The following is a 21,796-nucleotide window of genomic DNA, read 5'->3' as shown; positions in this document are numbered from 1 at the left end:
TACCGCCCATATAGGCGGTATTTGTGGAAAGATGATCAAGGATTGGCGTTAAGCTCGTTTGAACTCCGAAAAGTGGCTGCGCATGCCATCACGAACTTTGAGAGGCGTTTTGCGCAGCTTGGCGCGTGTCGCTGTGTCGTATAAGTATTGTTCCCATTCCCAATAGGACATATCACGTAGTCGGCCTACTGGCTCACCAACACTATTCATGAATATGTAGGTGTTCTTGGCTTGGCCGTTCGGGATTGAGTTGCCATTACCATCCAATATCTCAAAGACACCTCTCGCACCGACAAACGTCACGGTCAGACCATATTGCGCCGCTGTAGCATCAATCATTGCGCTAGTGAGGTAAACATTCTCGCCAAAGATTTTAGTACGGAGGATTTCACGACGATATTTCTTAATGTCTCGAACCCATTCAAAGATAACGCAGCGAGTATGTGGCGTTCGGATGTTGGTTTTTACTTTGATTAGACCAGCATCGAATAGCATTCTAATGACTCGATAGTTGATCTTCTCTCTTGGTGCAATTGTGTCGCCAGTAGCATCGTAGTCACAAATATGACCACCAGTAAGCCAGCGATACGCTTGAGCGCTACCAAATTCCCCTGCGGGAGCATAGCTTAGCAACAACTTGTCATAGTAAAGGTAATCGCATAGGAAGTTACGGACTACCTTTGTTGCTTCTAACACGTCTAAATCAACTGGCTTTTGGCCAATGCTGTGATATTCACTCGCTAACATGAGATAACTAAGCCCTTTTTATATACTTATGCGGCTAGTCTAGTTTTGTTATCAAATGTTGGCAATTGGAGATAGCTATTAATTTGACAAATGCACTCATCAAACCCCTTGGCCACAACCACGTAATACCCTAGATTTTGGAACATTTTTATCTTTTCCTGTTGTTCCTTACTTGGGCGACCTTTTTCCGTTTTTACCTCCAAAAAGAACCCGTGATACACCCCTCTCGGGATAGGAAAAAATATATCTGGCACACCTTTCTTTTGTCCCTCATAGCTCATCATCGAAGCCGCTTTAGGTGTTCGATAGCCACCGTTCGGGATTGAGAAAACCAGTGGGTAAATGTCCTTGTACTGCGTCTCTAACGTGTAGAACAAACGCACCTGTAACCAGTGTTCGGCCAGTTTCGTGTCGTTAAACTCTTTCGGGCGCTTAATCCCTTGTGCAAGGCGCGTTTTGTGTGGTGAATCCAGTTCCACTTTCTTCTGTGTTGCAGCGCGCGCAACGTCATTGTCTTTCTCAAGAATACGGATAAGCCAAGCTGGTAGTTCCGACTTATCCACCAGCGCGGTATTAGGGACGTTTATCGATACCGGATTGATGATGTGATTAACAGAACGGTTAATCTCGTTAAGTGCTGCATCGATATTGAAGTCGCCACCGTGGCCAGCTTTCAGGCCTTTGCTTTTCCACTTCTTGCGCTTAGCGACTTGGTTTGCGAGGAAAGAGTGATCGAATCGTGGTGCCTTGGCCATAACTAGATAAGCCCTTGTGTTACTAAAATCTCTTGTTCCTTACGGCGGTTAAAGTAGGCAAATACCTCGTCCTTGGTGAATTGCTTAGCTACCACTTTGCGGCAGCCACCTTGCGAGAAAACACGCTTAGCAATGTCCTCAGATAGCGTCCAACAAAGTGCGGTTTCGATTTCGGATTCGTCATTGATAGCTCGGTAGGCCGTGATCACCTTGGGTAGCTTGGCGAACGCCTTGCGCTCTGACGATTTCATCACCTTGTGCTTGTTGCGTCTCGGGCACGTCAACAGGGACGACCACACACATTGATGTTGGTGCGAGCCTTGCGCTTTCCATAGCGTTCCTAGCGTGTCCCAATAGGTTGAGTCGTCTTGGATAGCTGGCGCACTGCGAACAAAGAAATCGAGCTGATAACACTCAGGAATGGATAACAAACGGGAAATGATATTGGAGTCGTTAACGTTAGCCACTTTGTACCTCTTTTTTGCCGCCTCACACTGCTTGGCAAGGCGGCCTAACGTTATGATCTTTCGATTAGTGTATTGTGCTTATTTCGGGGTTATGTACTTTGCGAGCTTTTGAGCGCATCGATTCCAGCACCATCGCTATCAGCTCAATTGGGGATGGCTGCCCCTCAAGGCTTGCGTTTTTCGATTTTAAAATGTCATTTTCAGCTCTTAGCACCTTGGCCACTTGCTTGTTACATTGATTGGCCAGCTCGCTAGCAATGTTTCCCATTTGTTGACGCGCATCCTCACGGCTCTCACAAGGCTTACTCAATACTTCGGAGCACTTTTGAGAGAATGTCATCAAACGCTCGTCAGCCAATACACTATTAAAGAGCTTTGGAAAGCTCTTAAGCACCGAATCTGGCGCACCCGACATTCGTTCATCAAGCTTGCGCCTCATCGATTCACGAACATTTCTTAAATGGTCAAAATAAAAACTTGGACTTAAGTGAACACGCTTGTTTTCCTCGTCAAATTTAAAAGACAGCCCTTTAACAAGTCTTGTTCCGCAATGTTGCTCAGTCATTGTTTTACTCACTCTTAAAAAATACGTGTTTATACTCAGGTTTGATTGGTTGTAAGCCCTCTACAGACTCCACTCGGTCGCACTCTCGAAAGAACGACAAGATAGGGCAATACGATGAATTGATGCCTCTCGTTACCTTGCACACCTCTTGGAATACCAAGGCGCTCTCATACTGCTCTGTCGAGCAAGCCGTAAAGAACATCGGATTGACCACCAGCGAGCCGCTAGAATCGGTTTGTGCCGCAGAACTGTTAGCAACAATCATTGGCACGGTCATCATTAAAGCAGCATTCGCCGCCGTGCTTGTTGTGCTGGTGGATGCTTTGATTGGCGTTGCCGGACGAACAGGCGCAGGAGCAACACGAACTGGCATAGGTGCAACTCGAACAGGGGTTACTACTGGCGCTGAATGCGCTTGAAAAGCGGCCAGCAAGGCCGCCGCTAGTGTAAATTTTCTCAGCATCAGTGAATAGTCTCCCCGTCAGCTACAACTCGTTGAACGTTCTTAACTTCTACGGTTGAATCCGGCTTGGTTTCCACTTTCAGCATGTCAAGCATATCCATAACAAGGCTAAGCATCTGCTTAGTTTCTTCTGACGTACCACCAGGGCGATCATCTGCCGATTTAATGTTGTCTTTGAGCTCGTTCGTCAGGTAATCGCAAGCTTGTTGAGATAGGTTCGTTAACACCAAAGGCAAGTGCATTTCGGGATCAAATTCTTCCTCCCCCTTGTACACATATTCCAATTCATTAGCGGCACTCATCGCCAATTGGAATAGCTTGCTGTCCATAAGTAGCGTTTCAGCAATCTTGGTCGCCACTCCCACGACTACTTGAGGCGGTACTGCATCTTTGTCGTTCTCGTCATACTCGTACACCTTGCTTACGTGCATTGGAATTGCTTGAAGAACCACATCACGCACAGCGCGGTAATGGTCGTAATAATAGGGAGCCATCAAAACCACTCCGCCTGTTTCGGGATTAAAACCGACCATCATTGTGTTAACTTCGCAGGATGTTTCGAACTGTTCTTGAGTGTTCATGCTCATGCCTCTCGCTTTCTGGCTTAAACAATTTATTAGGGGTAGGAAAAGCAAGGGAGCGTATCCCTTGCGGGTTTAAATTCATCTCAGTATTTGTGGCTTTGGTGCGCCAAGTGTGGGTATTCCTTTTCCAGCATGTACCCTTTGCTGCATTTCTCGCATCGATGCGCAAACTCATTATCGACGCGCACCTTACCTAATCGAACTACATTGCCTTTACACTGCTCGTCATCGCATTGGTACGTCACTAGCACGGCTGAAAATGGCTTGTATGTCTCGCTCACTTACGCTTACCTCGTTTCTGGTTACGTTTAGGCTTGCTTGGTTTCTTTGGTGAATCTGGAATACGGCCACCAGCGGAATGCAGCGCGTACTCTGTATTGAATCGTTTGTTGATGCGCTTAATTAGGCTTACGCTGCGTGGTGCAAGCTCTTTCGCAAGTTCAATGTGTGTTAGCGCTCGGTTTAGCTCATGTTGAGGCACGTAATCACTTAAGCGCTGCGCAATCTCTACTAGGTTCACTTGGGTACACCAATCCAAATCGAGGACTTTGGCCACACTCACGACTTTCTTTGTGCGCTTAACTGCACGGTCTAAAGCTCGCTCAATTTGGTCTACTGGCACTTGCTTAGCGGCCTCGGTAAATTCTTCCCAATACTCTTGTGGCAGTACGCACGATTCGTGTAGCAGCTTAGACATACATAGGGAACCATCTTCACCAATGTAAGCCGTGTGGCCAGCTCCGGTATGCGTGTTCATTAGGTAAATCAGACCAAAACGCTGATCCGGTTTGCCTAGACCCTCTTGAGGCTGAATCGCTGTCGCCTTGCAAAGCATGTAGGCTTGCCAGTTACCGCCTTTCCAAACGGATTTAAGATCGTGGTATTGAACCGCTTCACCTAGATATAGGTTGTCGTTGCGCAGTTCTTCGTTTTCGTGAGCAATGATCGCTGCGTAGGCCAACACCTCATCAATGTTGTGCATCACGTAGTGATAGTTCTCGTCAGCGTTCTTCAATCCCTCGCTCATGCTGTTGATTTGCTCGGTTTGAGTCGCCACCAGCTCACTTAGCATTTCGATGTGCTCTTTGCTCTTGGTGAGCTCTGATTCAGTGGCCTTGTATGCCTCATCCAATGTCGCGTTCTTAGCGGCGGTTGCTTTGCGTTTATCCTCGGCAATGCGTAGTTGCTCTTGAACACTCTCAAGTTGCTGATTAAGCGATTCCAGTTCACCAGATGATGCCACTTGGTTAGCCAATGCAGCGGCTACCTTGTTCTCCACCAGCTTAGGAATGCCGTCCAGTTCTTGTTGAGCGTGACGCAACTCAGTGGTAAGGCGTTTGATCTCTGCTTCTAGGCGTTGGTTGTCCTTACCTAGACGCTCGTTTTCTTCGCGTAGCTCGGCTGCGATCTGCTCGGCCTCATTACGCTTTTTACGCATCACCTCAGTACCAGCCATTGCGCGGTCACGCGCTGCAAGGATTTCGGTACGTTCATCAAGCATTGCCTGATATTTTTGCTTTAGCGCCTCGTCGGCCTTGGCCGTGCGTTGGGATAGTTTGAATTGCAAGTCATCGATGATGTGCTGCATCAAACCAACAAGCGGGATCTCAAATTCTTTGATTTCAATTGGCGAATTTTCAGGAAGTCCCCACGGAAGCTCTACAGTAAAAACATCGCTCATAGGAAAATTTCTCTACTACTCAAAAATTGGGATAAGGGAATAGGGTTAAAGTTTGCTTATTCTTGGTTAGCAAAGCGCTCAAGGCGTTCTTCTAAGTCATCCAGCCAAACCAGTATTTCGCTACCTTTGTGAACGTAGTCGAGATCACTTTCTTGGATTAGATTGGCCACCTCTCGCGAACACCCGTTTACCTCTGCCGCGATTGCGCGGTTACTGAAATAGAAAGCATTCGGTGTGTCAGTAAAGTCCGTTTCGCCTGTCGCTTCGCGCATTTCCATAAGCGCTTTAGTGGTCATTCGACGCAGTACAATCAGTAAGTCGTCTTGAGTTGCTAACGCTAAATTTTGTTTACTCATGGTTTAAGCCGCCACGTAACTCAACATCTTGTAATGACGGAACTCGTTCTGGAACGGCATGTCATCGTCAAAGTCCATTGGTGGCTCGCCGTATTGCTGTTGAGATTGATCCCAACCACCCTGTTGCTGTGGTGAATGCTGTGGTTGTTGAGGTTGACCCCAACCGCCTTGTTGTTGCTGGCCACCAGCTCGGTTATTGCCAAGCATTTGCATCACGCCATTAAAGCCTTGAACTACTACCTCTGTGCTGTAACGGTCTTGGCCTTGCTGGTCTTTCCATTTGCGAGTCTGCAATTGACCCTCGATGTAAACTTGTGACCCTTTGCGTAGGAACTCCCCCGCCACTTCGGCCAACTTGCCGAACAACACCACTCGATGCCACTCGGTTTTTTCTCGGTTCTCGCCTGACGCTTTATCGCGCCAAGTTTCGGATGTAGCGACCGTGATATTCGCTACTGCGCCGCCATTTGGTAGGTATCGGATTTCGGGATCTGACCCCAAGTTACCAACCAGAATGACCTTGTTAATGCCTCTTGAAGCCATTCGTTATTCTCCGGTATCTCTCTTTACCGCTTCGTCTCTGTTAGAAATCGCATCACCAAAGAACAAATAACCCACGTCTGTACTTGTGTAGACCGCTATCAGTTCTAGGTTTTGCACCCTTGGGTTCACTTCGCCATTCTCGATTTTTCGATAAGTGTCTGGTGATAACCCGATTAACCTGCTCATTTCGAGTATGGTTAAATCTGCATGCCGTCTCGCTCGCTTGATTCGCGCTGCACGTTGCTGTCGATATTCAAGCGATTGGATTCGAGCGGCCTGTTTAGTCTTTGCGTCTCGCATTTTCATAGAAGCTCTCCACTTCACTTGCTAGTCGTTCTTCCTCGGTTGTGGTCGCCTTAATCAAGGCAACGCGATATTCATGTAACCGATTCTTTGACCAATCGAGGCAGAGCTTTTGCCACTTGATAACGGCAACCGGATCGGAAAGGTCGTAACCCGTCCCAAAACAGCTACAGCACTCCCACTTGCTAAATAACGACTTGGTGTAACCAGTGCCATTGCAAGTCGGGCAGCGATCCGGCTTGTCATCCAATGTCACATCGGCATCTTGTAACCGGTTCGCCAGAGCTTCGCGTTCGTCCGTAAGCTCTATGCCCTCGAATGTATCCAGGATTGATGGTGAGCTTTTGTCTCGCTCTCTTTGCCGTTGTTCCAGTTGAGATCGCTTAATTTCAGAAATTTCCTCACTCATCTTTCATTCCGAACACATAAATTTTATGCGGAGTATAAACCCACTTAAAAAACAATGCAAAAAGTATTGATACAAAAAACGAAACGATGTATTTTTGTCTCAGCAAACAGGCAAACAGACTCATATGAGGAATCAGCAAATGTCAGAGAACAACAGCAAAAAAGTTCACGACCAAATCCAAGCAGACGTTAAAGAGTACATGACCAACACCTCGAACAGCGTCTTAGACTTCGCTTTGGCCAATGCAATTAAGAGCGGTCAGAACAACCTATATGACTTGTGTAAAAAGTGGAAAATCCCAGTAGATAAGCTACTTAGCAAGATAAACACTTCTCTTTTCAAAGTGGATGATGATAAAATCCACCTCGCATAGACGGATACGTTTAGCTATCGGGATAAGAGTAATGAAAAGCTTCGGGGAAACTCGAAGCTTTTTTTCGCTTCAATACTTAATCCGAACGTTCAAGAATTTAAGGCATAAAAAAAGCACCTACTCATAGAGCAAAAGCTTATCGTTCGGAAACCCATTAAAACATCCACCAGCAACAAAAATAAACAAAAACCAACAAAATTAAACAACAACACTGTCGCTTTATAAAAGAAAAATAGAAATTAGAAAGCATCAATCGCGAAAGATAGTTTGAACTGATTCATCAAGAAACCTCGTCCGTAAGGTTCTGTTAGCACGCATTCCATTTAAAATCGCGGTATAGTGAAAAATAAACGCCTTATGTGATACCGGATCGTTTAGCGTCTTATCACCGTCAAATAGTTGTGTTTAATGCTGCTAACGGATAACTTGATGAGAGCCCAAGCTGAGCAACTGAATAGATAATGACCAAATTTGTCTTATGGGACGAGATGATTTCCGGTTTAAATTTAAGGTGTTATATAATCGGCCTAGTTTGAGTATGACGGAGCTATATACACAACGTCGAATCTTTATAGACAAACACAAAGACGTTCATTAACCTCGGTGATGTACAGAAAGCAAACAAACACAAAGCCATCTCAGGGCTATTTTTTACGAGATGCAATAGAATGAATCCATTCGCGGCAAAGAAGGTTTTATACCATTTCGCCGTTTGCAAAATGGGCTAAGAGTCTGAAATACTAAGTTCAGCAAGGATTGGAACAAAACGTTCCCCCACAACCATTGCTGGTGTGAAGAATATAAAAAAAGGCTGGATTCGAAGAACCCAACCTTTAATTAATTAGGAGGTAATTATGTAATCACCAACCAAGCTCGAAGCAGCTAGAAAGCTTCACTTCGTGCATGCGGGTAAACGATGGCGGCCACCATCAAAAACCCTTGTGCGTTGTCTTTAACCATAAGCCTTTGGAGAGGTAGATATGGTCAAGTTAGTTGATCTCTTGATTGCTTTAATCAAGTTAGTCACAGCCATAGTGCAAGCACTATTCGGCTAGACAACGTTGTCGCTCTAGAAGTACATTGTTGCTTCTAGAGCACACTTACAACTATCCAATAATTAATATTTCCTGTCAATTCGTGTTTTTGTCAAGAACTCACACAAATGCGGTCGTTATTCGTTGTAGCATGCCGTTGTCTATAGCTAGGATCATTAACTCATCCAAACAACAAAAACTTGTTGTGTATGTGGGAAACTGTGTAAATCTTTGATTTTCCAGTTATCCACATACGCTATAAAGATCTATATTTAACTATATCAATCTATGAGAACTATAGAACTATAAGATCTATAGGAACCGTAACGTATTGATTTAAATTGGTTTTAACTCGTTTAAAGATCTTTTTTTAGGTCTTTAAGTAACAAGATCTAGGTTTAATTGATCATTTATTAGGTGTTTGTGATCTTCTTACAGGCTTTAGTGCTACATAATCTAGGTGAAAGTGATCATATATCAGGTGATTGGATAACAGGTTTTAGGTGTTTCTGTTCTTAAATGACATATTTTAGGTGTGTGAGATGGTTGTATAGGAGTCTTGTCCGGTTTTTTCTACTTTCGAGTCAATGATCACGTCGAATTCCCTCCCATATACCTAAAATGTGTCACATAGCTCATTTCAACCTAGAAAATGTCATCTATCGAGCCCATGACCTAAAACTTGTTAGCTATCAGTAATCGTGTGTATCGGTTAGTTCTGAAAGGGTATCTATCTTTTCCATTAACGACTCTAATTCATGCATTCCATCATCATGCTTTTGTTGCTCTTTTTCTGAGTGTCGCTTTGACAAGCTAGCTTCAACTTTAAGAGCGTGGTCTTCTTTACCCACATAGCGGTACGCGATGGCAAGTGATTCTAGTTCAGACTCGGTGAGTCTGACTTGGTTTTGAAGCCTTTTCAATTCAAGTTGTCGAATTGTCTTAAGAGCATCGTGTTGATTTAGTTCATCAATTGAACCTAGTTTAACCCACCGGAAGAGAAACTTGATTCCAGTAATGGTTCTACCTTTCTTTACAACCTCAAAACCCTTATCACCTTGGCTGCTTTCTAAAAATAGAAGCTCTTTGCTAATCTGAGGGTGTTCAGAAAGTTCTTTAATGCTTTCCCTGATACAACGTTTCATAAATACGCTGTTGTTTTTGAAGGAACTTTTATCTTTTTTCAGCTTCCCTGATTCGTCCAAAAGCCCAAATATTCCTTTCAGTTCACTAAGCTTTTGCGCATGCATTTCAAAGCCCTTGTCTTTGAAGCGACTAAGCAGTTCGTACAAGCGCTTAGAATACTCCTTTTTCACCTCAAAGAAATTGCGAGTATTAATCAGAGCAAATCCTTGATTATATTCAATATACTCAGGTTTGAGCATATCGTTAGGAACCATCGTAAGTATGCCGTGTTTATAAGCGATATGTTTAAAAAGAGGTCTATAGTCGAATTCAATATCACCTTTCGGGGTTTCCACCTTTATCCCGATTTTTCGACTAGCTAGGCGGTTCGCTACTGGACTTAAGTTGCTACCGATATGTTTAGACTCAACACCTAACCACTCTGATAATTGATGTGAAGTAAACTCATAGTGTGGTGTTTTCTGTTCCCAATCACTTGGTTTCATATGTGCAATCATCAACGCAAACATATCTGCTTCCCTAGCGGATAGATCTTGACGACTAAAGACCAGTTGATGGCCTTTTTTGATATGTTTCGGGAGGTTATCGCTTACCGCAGGGTAGAAATATTCTTCATCACTCATGCAAATGCACATCCATAAATAACAAGATTTAGGTAATTATGACACATTTTAGGTCACGCATGTATAGAAATACTCACATCAAGCAGTGATTACAGATACCTGACTTGTACTCGCCCAACTGCGTCACGATAGTATTCAACTAAGCCTTGAGACTCTTTCTCGGAAATGGTGTTCATGTACTCTGCTAACATGGTGGCTGTATCACGAACCTTGTTCACGCTAGCTTTCACGGCGCTTGCAGCCTTGTTGTGCCAGCTAGCAATTACAAACTTAAGGTATGACATGAACTTAGGCGCTAAAGGCTGTTGGTGCTTGTTGTACAGCTTGATAACACGACGAGCTCCACTAGCTGATAGGCGGCCTTGCTTAGCAGCTAGTTGAAGTTCTTTCACCTCGTTAGCGTCACGTTTGAAGATTTTCAAAAACCAAGAATCAGACGGGATACCGTTATTAATTTTATTTTTACTCTCTGTAGAGAGATCTTTTGTATTTATGCTGCAATTTTTGTTTTTGTCTGATTGCTCGCAAGCCTTGTCAGCACTGGCTTCAAGAGGTTTTTCCACAGAAGCCCCCCCTAAATGCAATTTTTGTCTATTACAAAACTTCTCTGCCGCTTGTAGCGCGTATTTGTATGCACCAGTGAACATGTTTTGGATGCCATCAACGCATAGAGTGATGTGACGTTGACTCTGACCTGTTGCATTGTTTGGCTTTGGCTGGCCATAAGCGATCAGGCCAAGCTCTTTTGCGCTTTTGATGTAGTTATCAATAGTGCGCTTTATGATTGGCTTACAACCGTAACGGTGACAGTTCTCGTTGTAGGTGCGCGCTAAGGTATCGCTTGATGCAAAGCAAGTGTGACCATGCTTAAGGATAAAGCTTGAGATAGTTTCTAGTAGGCAAGCAAGCTTACGTTGTGCCAATGGTTTATTGGCTTTGATATTGGAAGCTTGTGTTCTGAATCCTGACTTCCAGTAACGAGGATTCAGCAAAAGAGGTGTAATTTGCATAAAATTCGCTCAAAAAAAAGACGCAAAAATTTGCCACCGATCTCTTTGAACGTTATACTTACACCTGCTTCAGTGTGGTGTAAGTAACGCTCGCTGAGATTGATGTTCTAAATCGCTTAAAAACATTCAATCTAAATGAGACTTCTTGGCTGCCAACCTCGTTGTCTCACCTGATTAGGCTTCGGTCTAATTCATTACGGCATAATGACTTTCCTTAAGTTCGTTTGTCGTGACGCTTTAAGTTTGCCGCTTAAAGCTCGATTTGAGTAAGAAAGCCCGCTCGCCAAAGCGGGCTTTTTTATTTTCTGTTGCCCGAAATCGAATCACTTTCTCTCTATCACGGTATCGTCATGATCTAATTACAGAAAAACTCCCCTATTATTGATCGTAAATGGTTGATCAAACAAGTCCCTGTATCAAAGTGATTCCGAACAAGGGGCGTTACCATCTGGCGCTAGAGTTTACCAAAAATTTTATCTATTTAAACTCCTTTTGGACGTGTTAATATTCCGAACACACCTAATTTTGTGGATAACTCTGTGATGAAATTTACTCCCCCACCAAGTGCTGAACAGCAATTAGAAACTCAAGTTAACCAATTAAAACAACAATTTAAGCGCCGACAGTTCCCAAAAAAGAACGCCCCAGCGCTACCGTTGGATTTGTTAGTAACAATCTCAGGTTGCACCTTTGGTTTGCATAGCCAAAAAGACGGCAGACTCGTTCTAAAGGCCGATAAGGCGATTAACTTTGATAAGGGTGTCAATGTGTTGCGCTCAGTGTCGTATATTGCTGGCGCGCGAGATAGCGTATCTATCGCTGGTTGGGACTGGCGACCAACGCACTTCAAGAAAGATAAACTCTACTTGCGTCCTGTCGCGCCTAGTGATTTATAAAATTCCGAATTGGCCACCAGAATTTTCGATTTAATTGAGTGTTTTTTGTACTTAATTACTAATCGCTGGTGGCGCTTTTTAATTGATCAACTTATTGGAATTTTCGTGATGAAGATCCGAAGTTGACGAATTGCTGTTTAATTTGAGGCGCAACACTCACTTTTTGCTCTACTGGAACGTAGCTATTTGTCGGTAAAGTTGCCATTTTTCGGGAACCTAGCGACTCAAACATAGCTCGCACCACTTGATGATCTTCCTTGGTGGCCATGTTGGCGATCGCTCTGCGCTGCGCATCGGTTACATAGATAGGTAAAGAGTCCACAACATCAAGCAGCATCGAGGTTGCCTTAGCGTTTTGCTCTACCTTTTCACGCAACTCTGCATTCACGCTTTCTAGGTACATAAGCTGGTTAGTAAGATCACCGACAAGCTCAACATTGGTCTGTTGAGTCATGTTCGCGTAGATATTACGCGCGGATTCCTCATCAAAACCTTGTTCCTGTAGCGATTCGAGGATCATTTGCTTGCTGTTCGCACTTTCCATCATCATGGCCGGATGGTCTAGGCTGATATAGTTCGGCTGCAACACGTAGTCCATACCGTGATATGAAGTCGTGATCGATGCCTCGCGTGTATCTTGGCCACCAGTCGCCCAACTCCAACCACCAGCACGGCTATTGTGCAAACCTAAAGCGATACGGCCTGTATCGGTATCTAAAAACTCTTGAGTGTGTTCAACAATACCGTCATCTGAACAGGTGATAGAGACTGTGCGGTTAGATGGCACGTTTTCTACCACAACCGGACGACCATTAATCATGATCACCTCAGTTTCACCGATTGAGAGCTTATTAGCGCGTTGGCGGGATTGATGGCCATAGTAACCATACGCTTCGCCTAGTCGTAGTAGCTCTTGAGTTCGTGGGCTGTTGATCATCGCTTGCACGGCTTTGATGATGTAATTGCGCTTGTTGGCGCTAAGCTTGCGACCGTCATTGAATAGGCTGAAACGGTCGGATACTTGTTTAAGTGCTTTTGCTGTCACTTTCTTTTCTCCATTAATGGCTTTGGATTTCGGTTAGTAGGTCGAGAACTACGTCTCTAACGAATCGTTCCGCTTCGCTTTGGTCAGTCATGCCAATGGATTCCATCATTTTGTCGTTCTTGGCCACTTGAGCCGCGAGCTCGGAAATGACTTCATTGGCCAGCTCGGAATCGAGGCCAACAACGGACGTGTAAAGATGGTTTTTGAGTTTCGGAGACTTGCCGATTGGGGATTGCTCGATAAGGTCAAGCACGGTAGTCAGCATGGTTGCGTAGTTCGCTTGCGACTCCATTGCGGCCAACTTCTCTTGCTCGATAGCTGTGTTGAGAGAGTTAAATTGGATCTCGAATGGCATATCGTTGTCATTCCACACCTTGCCGTCTCGGTAGATGGTGTGAATGTCGATAGCGCGCTTAACGAACGCCACCACGGCTGCGCGGATTTGGTTGGCGCGTAGTGCAGATTGAATCGAAGTGCGGAAGAAGCCGCCCTCGCCTAGTCCACCAGAAAGAAGATCACCAAACCCAAGCATGGATGGGTCTACGCCAAGCGTTCCGGCTAAGCGTTTAAGGTGAAACATAATGTCTTCGATGTGGGAGATATTCGGGTCAGTGGTAAAGGTATCGATCTGCAAGCCACCTTTAGCGCCGCCCATAAATGGCAATAGCGTGTTGATGACGGTTGGAATGAAACCTAGCTTGCGGGAACGGTCTACCACCTCTTGACGGTCTTGCTTCATCTGGTCAGCGACCATGTTGATGTATTCCGCAGCTCCGGCCGCATCTAAGCCGTCAGTGTTTACCGCTACCATGCGATCGATAAGTGAAGCATTCACACGACTTGCGCCGAGCGCTGCAATGGACTGGCGAAGCATCGACCAAGCCTCAAAACAGGTAAGAAGAATGGATGTGCCGTAGTTCTGCGTCTCGATTGGCATGCGTGAATACGCATCGTCATAAAGTGAGTAGCGCTGGCCAGTGTAGTTAACTGGCGGTATATCCATATCTGGTCGCCAGATTGGCATTTTTAGTGGGATAAGCGCCCAAGGCTCGGCAAGGCGTACCTGTTCGCCGTTCGCTCGGGTTTGTAGATATTCCGCAGTAAATCCCGCTAGCTCGCCCGAACGTTCGTACTCACGAATTTGGTTTGGCAACGTGTAGTAGTTGGCCTCAAAGTGAGTAATACCCACGCCCTCTTTCGTGTATGGGCGAACATAGTTAACCCCATAAACCAGCGTTGAATACGTCCAGTTCATTAGGTTTTCGTTGATTGGAGTTAGCAGCTCTCGGTTAAGACGGCCTACGTACTCGGCGTACTTCTCATCGGTTGGATGAAGATACACAGCCATGCCATTGTCGTTTGATACCGAAAGAGCGTGACCAAGGTGCAGATTGAGCGCGGCATCAATCGTGCTGTCCTCGGCCATTTCCTTGAGTATCGGATATAGCATGAAGCGATCTTTCGGCAGCTTGTGCAGAAAAAAGCGGTTTGAGCTTTTTCGACCGTCATTGGTCAGAGCGCCGTTGCTTTCATCTAATTGGTGTTCGCGATCGTGGAATGGCGATCCCGTGTATCCAGCGCCAGATTCAAAACTTATCCCACTCTCTTTATCGTCATTCTCGTTAAAGAAAGGGAACGCTTGTTTTAAAGCTGCCGCTAGCCCAATTGATGCCTTGTTTTGCGACATGTGCGACCTCGGTAATTTGAGGCGCTTTTTACAGGGATGGGGATGATCTTGGATGATAGCGCATCGCGTCAATGTGACCAATACGCTAATAAATCATTGATTTTCTATGCGTTAATTTTTTTTAGTCAAAGTTCAACTGCTTGCCTTTGAATCTTGGTTACTCACCAAAAACACTAATTTTTACTCTTGATGATAATAACCGTGTTCGGAATAATTCTCTCGTCCCTAAAAATCTACTTCCTTAGATATTTTAGATTATTCATTAACTTAAATTGATATTGATAGTGGCGTTTTTTTGGGATGGGGAATAGGAAAGGAAAAAGTCGGGCGAAAGCTCGACTTTTTTTTTGGCTTTTATCCAAAGAATAAAAGGCACGTTCAATGAACACTGATTTAACCCGCAGTATTGAACAGGCGACAACAATCGATGAACTGGTACGCCAGTTTGAAGCCTTGCTCGCTGTCGATATTAGCGACACTCCAAAAGGCCACCAGCGCCTTAAGGCTAACCAACTAGCCAAAGACATTCTCGCCAAGTACAACGGCGACTACTCCAACGTTTCACCCGAAGATAAAGCAGCTCTGCGCGACTACACAGGTTTTGGCGGTATCGGTGGCTCCACCAACGAATACTACACGCCTAAATGGCTGGCGAGCGCGACTTGGGATGCAGTTCGTTCCTATGACTTTACTGGCGGTAGCGTACTTGAACCAAGTTCGGGCGTGGGCGTATTTAGCGAAACCAAACCTAAAGGCACCCTGACTACATCGGTAGAAATGGATCAGACCTCAGCGGCCATCAACCAAATTCTTCACCCCGAAGACCATGTAATCCAATCGGCATTCGAAGCGGTAGCAACTAATCCTGGCATTGGCGACTTTGACCTAGTGATCGGCAACCCGCCTTATGGTGTTCGAGACGCTAGCGCGATGAAAGACAAAGCGTACAAAGACATTAAGTACGCTGATCAGTATTTCGTTTCTCGTTCTATCGATAAAGCGAAAGCTGGTGGCTTGATTGCCCTAGTGCTGCCAACTCGTATTTGTGATGCGAAAAACCTTGAGAAGTGGCGTACACAACTCGCGCTTAAAGCGGAGTTTTTGGGCGCGCACCGACTACCAACGGGCACGTTCGCTGATACGGGCGTAGTAACTGACCTTGTTATCTGGCGCAAACACAGCGACCAAGCGAAAGCACTGATTGATAGCGCCGACCGCGACACGCTGATTGAATCTAACGTACTTTGGGACACTTGGCTCAAAGGTAAGTGGTTCGAGCGCGAGGGTAAGAAATTCATCAACGGCGAACAGACTGTTGAGGGCGTAGGTAAGTTTGCGCGCAAAGTCGTGAAGCGTGGCAACCGTTCTAACGATGATATTAAAGAGTCGTTAATGCGCCGCTTTGACAGTCGCATTGATTGGATGTTACTCGATGAAGCGGTTAGCGAGCCAGTGAGCGCGAAATACTCCGATGGAGACACGATTTTCCGCAATGGCCAGCAGTACGAAATGATTGATGGCGAATGGGAGCTATCTGAAAGCAATGCGAAAACAGGCGTTATCAGTAAGGCGACCTATGGCGTAGATAACACCGATGAGATCGGTTCTATCACCTACTCTACTGAATCGATGCTTAAGCTATCGGCCAGCCAAGCGCTCAAGCTTTTCGAAGATTACGGTTACTTGTGTCATGACGACTTTAAAGCCCTAATGCGCGAGATTGCCAAGCTGCCAAAAGCAAGCCAAGAACACGCTTACAAAGGCATTCTACTTGGCATGAAAGTTCAAACACTTGCAACGCTGGTTGCTGGTAGCCGAACGACATCCAATAGCGACTTGGCCAACATGGCAATGGGCGCGGAGGACTTCCAGACCGAACAATATCGCGTGAAGTTAAGCGGCGAAGTGTTAGAGCTGAACGCACTAATGGGCGGCTCTAAGGTATCGAAGAAAGCGCTAAGCAACTTAAGCGAGAAGTACGTCTCTGCATGGAATTACTACCACTCATCGATCGATTCTAAGGGCAAACTGTCTGACCTACTCAAAGGCGACCTTAAGCGTGAGCTGACCGTTCAATACCGTTCGTCTCGCATTGGTGACGTGTTCCATCTATGTGACCGTGAACTAGGCATAACCACACTGACACTGCATGACGTTCGCACGTATTACACCGCAAGCGGTATCGATGCGATGAGCGATGAGCAGTTGCTTGATTACCTAGCGAACATGGATGAGGTAGCGGTAAACCCTGACGGCACGGTGACGGCATTCCATAAAGCGACGACTGGCCTAGTCGGTAAGCGCATGGATCAGCTGACCGCACAATTAGTATCGGCCACCAGCGATACCGTGAAAGCTAACATCATGCGCCAAATCCAAGCCATCGAATCTAAGCGAAACAAGATCTCGATTGCCGATGTGAAGATGAAGCTTACCGATAAGTGGATTCCTAAAAACATCATGCTTGAGTTCCTGCATGACCGTGGCTACACGGAATTTATCTTGGGCGACTTTACCGAGGATAAGGACGGCTTTGAGGATTTCGTACAAAGCGAATCCGGCCAATACCTTACTGGCTACCGCTGGCGTGATGGCGAATGGATTGACGGCCTAACTCGTAATGGCGTGAAAGGTAAAGCAGCGAACAGCGATGAGCGATTTGAGCGTCAAATTGAATCGTACATCAACTATGGTGCGGTTCGTGGCGGTAGTAAGAACGAAGATAAATCACTTATCCGTGAACAAATGCGCCGCCTCGATGATGAGTTTTCCACATGGATTGCATCATCTGACCATTCAGAATACTTGGAACAGGTTTACAACAATACGTTTAACGGTTGGATTAAGCCGGAGTTTGATGACTCACCACTAACGCTAAATGGCGTATCTGGTGCGATTGAGTTCCTACCTTACCAAAACTCAACGATTCGCCGTCACAGTGCAGACGGTAACGGCATTATTGCCTTTGGTACTGGCTTGGGTAAAACGCTCACTGGCCTTGGCCTCGTGCAGCACAACCTAGAAACCAAACGCGCTAACCGTGTGGCCATCGTTGTTCCTAAATCCGTGTTAGAGAACTGGTTCTATGAGTCCGACCTGTTCTTTGGTGAAAGCAATCTATCTGACAAGGTATTTATCGGCCTTGAAGTTCACAAAGACGATGACGGAAAAATCATTCGGGAACCGGTATTAGATGAAACGGGCGAACCGAAGTTAGACAAGAAAGGCGATCCTATCTTGCGCGCCAAACTGACCGTAGACACAAACGGCAAGCGCGTAGCAGAACAGCTCCACCAGCTTACACAGTCAACCGCTCGCATCGTGGTAATGACAAAAGACGTGTACAACCGCATTCCATTGAAGCCGGAAACGATTTCGGCCAACGTGCTTGAAATGCGCGATGCTGGTTTGATTGCTGGTTCAAGCAAGCTAGTTAAGGAAGCGGAAAGTCACACAGAGCAAGCGAAGAACGCGCGCTTTGAAGCGAAATATGCTGACGATGGTACGGCCAAAAACGAAGAACTACCGTACTTTGAGGACTTGCTATTCGATTCGGTTATGGTCGATGAGGCGCATGATTTCCGCAACTCGTACAAGGGCGGCTCATACCGAAACAATCTGGCATTCTTGCCTAGCCAAGCGCAAGCCGATCGCGCTATCGATATGCAGCTTAAGAACAACGTCATTAAGGCTCGCAATGACGGTCGAGGCGTTTACTTCCTAACAGCTACGCCAACCGTAAACAGCCCTGTTGATATGTTCAATATGCTGTCCCACATCATTCCGGCAGACACGTTTGCCAAGATGGGGATCTTTGACAGCGACGACTTTATCCGCATGTTTGGTAAGACTGGCGAAGCGCTGGTTACTAAGATCTCGGGCGAAGTTGAACAGCGTGAAGCCCTACTCGGATTCCAAAACCTAGACGCACTTCGAAACATCGTTAACCGCTACATGACGATCGAGGATGCTAAATCCGTTGGTGCCAACGTTCACATTCCTGACCTGATTAGCCAGCAAAGCGTTGTCCAAATGAATAGCGAACAGGAAGCGCTATATGAGGAACTACGCCAGCGCGCTGACGCAATCAGTAATCCAGACAAAGACGAAAACCAAGAGATTGTCGAGCAATACCCTAACGACACGGTTTTCGGCCTAATCCGTAAAATGGACAAGGTAAGTACAGACCTTGATTTGTACTATGAGCGTGTTACCTACCGATTCGCCAAGGACAGCAAGAAAGAGGTAGAGGCGGCAGTCGCTAAGCTACCAAATACCGTCACGGTCGCTTTTGAGGATGTGGCACCAGACGGCACGGTTAAGCTAAGCAAAATCCAAGTTAAGGTTGATAAGAGCGTTAAGGTCGAGGGCGATCACTGCGTGGTTCAGCTCCACCAGCAACTTGATGACCGATTCACAAACATTTGTGACAAGGCCAAGTTGAAATTTACGCACCCTGTCTCCCCTAAGTACGCCAAGTTCCTTGAGAACGCGCGCGAGATTTATCTGGCTGGCGGTAAGCAGCTTGTCTTTACCGAAGAAAAAACACAGCACAAGAAAGTCGCGCGAATCATTGCGGATTTTGTTGGTTGTAAGCTGTCTGAAATCGGTATTTTGAACAGCGATACCGTTGCGGGTAAGAAAGGCTCTAAAGCGACTGAGGACGATGAGGAAGCGGGTTTGGAAGCAATGGCCAATGCTTACAACACCTCGAAATACAAATTCATGATCCTCAATAAAAAAGGCGAAGTCGGCATCAACCTGCATCATGGCACAACCGATATTCACCACTTAACGCTACCTTGGACTCCAATGAGTATCACACAGCGTAATGGCCGTGGCGCGCGTGTTGGCTCTAAACAAAACAGCGTGAACGTTCACTACTACACGTCGAAAGGCTCATTCGATGATTTCCGCTTGGCCACAATCCAACGCAAAGCCACTTGGATTGAGACAATGTTCAAAGGTGATGAAAAGTACATTGCGAACGCCGATGCAGACGCAGCCGACGAAACTGCAATCATGCTGGCAGCAAATCCAGAAGAGGCGAAAGCCCGTATCGAAGCGGCTAAGCGTCAAGCTGAGCGCAAGCGCAAATTAGAGGAACGCCGACTAGCAAGTATTAACGTTAGCAAGTACATCAAAGCCACCCAAATGCTTGCTTTGGATGTGAGTGCGGTTGAGGGCGAGCTGGCCGAGCTACGCGAGAAGTTAGAGCCACTACGCAAAGAGGTGGAAGAAGATCGCCTACGTGCCGAGGGCGAGAAGCGCGGCAGTTGGCAGCACAAAAACTACCAACGCACCAAAGGCAGACTGTTTGCGCTAGAAAGCCAAATCAAAACCTATGAGGCAGCGACCAAAAACCGCGACAAAGCGAGCGATACCATCAAGAAATTGAAACCAGCAATGGAGCTGGCCATCAATGACGGTGTGTTAAAGGATTACCCTGACTTCCTAACTCATCCAGAGTTATACATTGTTCGCAACGGTGTGATTGTGCGTAATGGCTACACCTACAAAGCCGAAGTTAAGAGCCGTTCTTGGAGCGCCGAGTACGATTCAAAAGCAACAATCATGATCACCAACTTCGACCGTAAATCTGGCACGGTGGACGGCTTTATTACTGAAATGGACGGCGAACCAGCGTCACGCAACTATGTCGATCTACCTGTTGAGCGCATCATTGAAATTGCGCCAGTGAATCAGGATAGAGCTGCGCTAGAAGCAAAAGCGCTCCAAGGTGTACCACTAAGTGAAGTCGCTCATACGTTTGACCGTGAGACGTTCTTTGAACTGGTAGCAGAGAAGAAAATGAAAGCCTACGGTAATAGCCGCCGTTGTTTGGTGCGCAATGCTGACGGCTCATTCTCTACGCCGTGGGGGTTGGATGTTGAACCAGACCAAACGCTGATTTATCCAGATGCGAGCGATAAAGCGATCGTGAAAGCCCTACTCGACCAAGTAACCAAGCAATTGGAAGATAAAGGTCGCGTGATGTTGGAACACGACATTCTAAGTTTCTTTATCGGTAGCGATTGGGACAAACAGGCGATGGAAAACGGCAACCAAGTGAGCGAACAGGAAGTTGTTGAACTGGTGACACTTGAGATCAAAGCATTCGAGGAAAAATACCCTGAGCTTTATCAAGAAGCGCTGCTGAAAGCAGAGACGACTTACAAAACGTCTATCACTTTCCTTAAAGAGCTAGATAACCATCTAAGCAATTTGAAATGGACAGGTTACACCAACGCACACGAAGCGCGCCGCCTATCGGCTCGTGAGTTCACTCGTTACACCGATATTCTGACCGAACGCTCTAGCGAATACCGCACAGAGCTGGAAGATAAGCTATTCGCTGACTTCACTAAGCTGGTGGCTAACGACCCTGACCGTGCGAAACGTCTATCACAGATCGCGTACTGGATGACGCAATACAAACCAACGACCGATACTCACCTACTGAAAAAGGTCGATGCGATTTACGGCGAAAACTCACAAGAAACCATGCTTAAGGTATGTGCTGACCTACACGCTATTGGCGAACGTGAGTTCCTATCCGGTGATGGCCTAATCTTCTCGGATGACTGGTCATTGAATCGCATGAAAGGTGCGTATGGTTCGCTATTCACTTATCGCAGCGCACAGCGTGAGGAATTTATCGAGAAGTACCTAAATGCGGATAAGCCGGAAAAGGCCGAGGTTAAAGTGACCGAAACGCAGAAAGTGAAAATCGATAATATCTCTGCCATTAACGTAGAGAGCATCGAGAAGTTTAGCGAACTAATGTCAGGCATTGGCATCGACGTTAAAATGGTGACTTCACCAATTAGCTGGAAGCCTAAGCGCGGTCGCAACCGAAAAGAGATTGTTGTAGAGCCATACGAGCGCATTGGTTTGATGGACAACAATGGCCTTAAAGGTTCGCTTAAAGTGATGTTCGCTGGTGACAAGGAAGCTAAGGCCGAGTACGGCGCTGACTTCGCATCAAACACAAGCAGTGAATTTAATGGCGGCTGGTGGTTTATCTCTGCGAAAGCGGATTTGGAATTGCTAGCGAAATCGCTATTAACCATTCATAACACAATGGCCGAAGCTGCCTAACTCAAATT

The 21,796-nt window shown here is 46.0% G+C and carries 19 protein-coding genes; 3 read left to right on the top strand and 16 right to left on the bottom strand.

Features of this window, described 5'->3' with window-relative positions:
* Nucleotides 1-48: 48 nt before the first annotated feature.
* The 12 genes from R7E47_RS19905 to R7E47_RS19850 all read right to left on the bottom strand — a co-directional run bounded on the left by R7E47_RS19905 (nucleotide 49) and on the right by R7E47_RS19850 (nucleotide 6,873).
* Entirely contained in the window at nucleotides 49-747 is a 699-nt protein-coding gene (locus R7E47_RS19905) for a hypothetical protein (protein WP_017634077.1), read from the bottom strand.
* Between the two features lie 26 nt (nucleotides 748-773).
* Complete coding sequence (locus R7E47_RS19900) at nucleotides 774-1,502, bottom strand: VRR-NUC domain-containing protein (RefSeq protein WP_206954361.1); 729 nt, start codon at nucleotides 1,500-1,502, stop codon at nucleotides 774-776.
* A gap of 2 nt (nucleotides 1,503-1,504) precedes the next feature.
* Nucleotides 1,505-1,969, bottom strand: coding sequence for a hypothetical protein (locus R7E47_RS19895; protein ID WP_238952809.1), 465 nt, complete (start codon nucleotides 1,967-1,969; stop codon nucleotides 1,505-1,507).
* Nucleotides 1,970-2,033: 64 nt separating this feature from the next.
* Nucleotides 2,034-2,534 (bottom strand): hypothetical protein, encoded by a 501-nt coding sequence (locus R7E47_RS19890; protein ID WP_206954363.1) that lies wholly within the window; start codon nucleotides 2,532-2,534, stop codon nucleotides 2,034-2,036.
* 4 nt (nucleotides 2,535-2,538) lie between these two features.
* Nucleotides 2,539-2,997 carry a hypothetical protein gene (locus tag R7E47_RS19885; protein ID WP_169628926.1) on the bottom strand — a complete coding sequence of 153 codons (459 nt, stop codon included), beginning with the start codon at nucleotides 2,995-2,997 and terminating at the stop codon, nucleotides 2,539-2,541.
* Nucleotides 2,997-3,578, bottom strand: a complete 582-nt coding sequence (locus R7E47_RS19880; protein WP_206954365.1) for a hypothetical protein — start codon at nucleotides 3,576-3,578, stop codon at nucleotides 2,997-2,999. The genes R7E47_RS19885 and R7E47_RS19880 overlap by 1 nt, the downstream gene beginning before the upstream one ends.
* A gap of 86 nt (nucleotides 3,579-3,664) precedes the next feature.
* Nucleotides 3,665-3,862, bottom strand: a complete 198-nt coding sequence (locus tag R7E47_RS19875) for a hypothetical protein (protein WP_169628928.1) — start codon at nucleotides 3,860-3,862, stop codon at nucleotides 3,665-3,667.
* Nucleotides 3,859-5,262 carry a hypothetical protein gene (locus R7E47_RS19870; RefSeq protein WP_206954366.1) on the bottom strand — a complete coding sequence of 468 codons (1,404 nt, stop codon included), beginning with the start codon at nucleotides 5,260-5,262 and terminating at the stop codon, nucleotides 3,859-3,861. Before R7E47_RS19870 ends, R7E47_RS19875 begins: the two co-directional genes overlap by 4 nt.
* A 56-nt stretch (nucleotides 5,263-5,318) precedes the next feature.
* Nucleotides 5,319-5,618, bottom strand: coding sequence for a hypothetical protein (locus R7E47_RS19865; protein WP_206954367.1), 300 nt, complete (start codon nucleotides 5,616-5,618; stop codon nucleotides 5,319-5,321).
* A gap of 3 nt (nucleotides 5,619-5,621) precedes the next feature.
* Nucleotides 5,622-6,161 carry a single-stranded DNA-binding protein gene (locus tag R7E47_RS19860; protein ID WP_206954368.1) on the bottom strand — a complete coding sequence of 180 codons (540 nt, stop codon included), beginning with the start codon at nucleotides 6,159-6,161 and terminating at the stop codon, nucleotides 5,622-5,624.
* Nucleotides 6,162-6,164: 3 nt separating this feature from the next.
* Nucleotides 6,165-6,467, bottom strand: coding sequence for a helix-turn-helix domain-containing protein (locus R7E47_RS19855; RefSeq protein ID WP_017634072.1), 303 nt, complete (start codon nucleotides 6,465-6,467; stop codon nucleotides 6,165-6,167).
* Nucleotides 6,442-6,873 (bottom strand): hypothetical protein, encoded by a 432-nt coding sequence (locus R7E47_RS19850; RefSeq protein WP_161441356.1) that lies wholly within the window; start codon nucleotides 6,871-6,873, stop codon nucleotides 6,442-6,444. Before R7E47_RS19850 ends, R7E47_RS19855 begins: the two co-directional genes overlap by 26 nt.
* 139 nt (nucleotides 6,874-7,012) lie before the next feature.
* Here R7E47_RS19850 and R7E47_RS19845 point away from each other — a divergent pair, with 139 nt between their 5' ends.
* A complete protein-coding gene (locus R7E47_RS19845; protein ID WP_206954369.1) occupies nucleotides 7,013-7,246 on the top strand; it encodes a hypothetical protein in 234 nt (77 codons plus the stop codon).
* Between the two features lie 1,726 nt (nucleotides 7,247-8,972).
* On the opposite strand, the gene R7E47_RS19840 is transcribed toward R7E47_RS19845, so the two are convergent.
* Nucleotides 8,973-10,049, bottom strand: a complete 1,077-nt coding sequence (locus tag R7E47_RS19840) for a replication initiation protein (RefSeq protein ID WP_054577229.1) — start codon at nucleotides 10,047-10,049, stop codon at nucleotides 8,973-8,975.
* Between the two features lie 89 nt (nucleotides 10,050-10,138).
* Nucleotides 10,139-11,059: a hypothetical protein gene (locus R7E47_RS19835; protein WP_206954370.1), complete on the bottom strand. Its 921-nt coding sequence runs from the start codon at nucleotides 11,057-11,059 to the stop codon at nucleotides 10,139-10,141.
* Between the two features lie 542 nt (nucleotides 11,060-11,601).
* Here R7E47_RS19835 and R7E47_RS19830 point away from each other — a divergent pair.
* Complete coding sequence (locus R7E47_RS19830) at nucleotides 11,602-11,955, top strand: hypothetical protein (RefSeq protein ID WP_064369748.1); 354 nt, start codon at nucleotides 11,602-11,604, stop codon at nucleotides 11,953-11,955.
* A gap of 91 nt (nucleotides 11,956-12,046) precedes the next feature.
* Here the strand turns inward: R7E47_RS19830 and R7E47_RS19825 are convergent, their stop codons facing one another.
* Together R7E47_RS19825 and R7E47_RS19820 are read right to left on the bottom strand one after the other, a co-directional pair.
* Nucleotides 12,047-13,000: a head processing protein gene (locus tag R7E47_RS19825; protein WP_206954268.1), complete on the bottom strand. Its 954-nt coding sequence runs from the start codon at nucleotides 12,998-13,000 to the stop codon at nucleotides 12,047-12,049.
* A gap of 13 nt (nucleotides 13,001-13,013) precedes the next feature.
* Entirely contained in the window at nucleotides 13,014-14,687 is a 1,674-nt protein-coding gene (locus R7E47_RS19820; RefSeq protein ID WP_238952808.1) for a portal protein, read from the bottom strand.
* 381 nt (nucleotides 14,688-15,068) lie between these two features.
* On the opposite strand from R7E47_RS19820, the gene R7E47_RS19815 reads away from it, so the two are divergent.
* Nucleotides 15,069-21,788, top strand: coding sequence for an SNF2-related protein (locus R7E47_RS19815; protein WP_206954273.1), 6,720 nt, complete (start codon nucleotides 15,069-15,071; stop codon nucleotides 21,786-21,788).
* Nucleotides 21,789-21,796 lie beyond the last annotated feature (8 nt).

Origin of the sequence: Vibrio sp. Vb1026, from assembly GCF_033338745.1 — a bacterium.
Classification (GTDB): Bacteria; Pseudomonadota; Gammaproteobacteria; order Enterobacterales; family Vibrionaceae; genus Vibrio; species Vibrio alginolyticus.
This window is presented reverse-complemented; position numbering and strand designations above follow the sequence as displayed.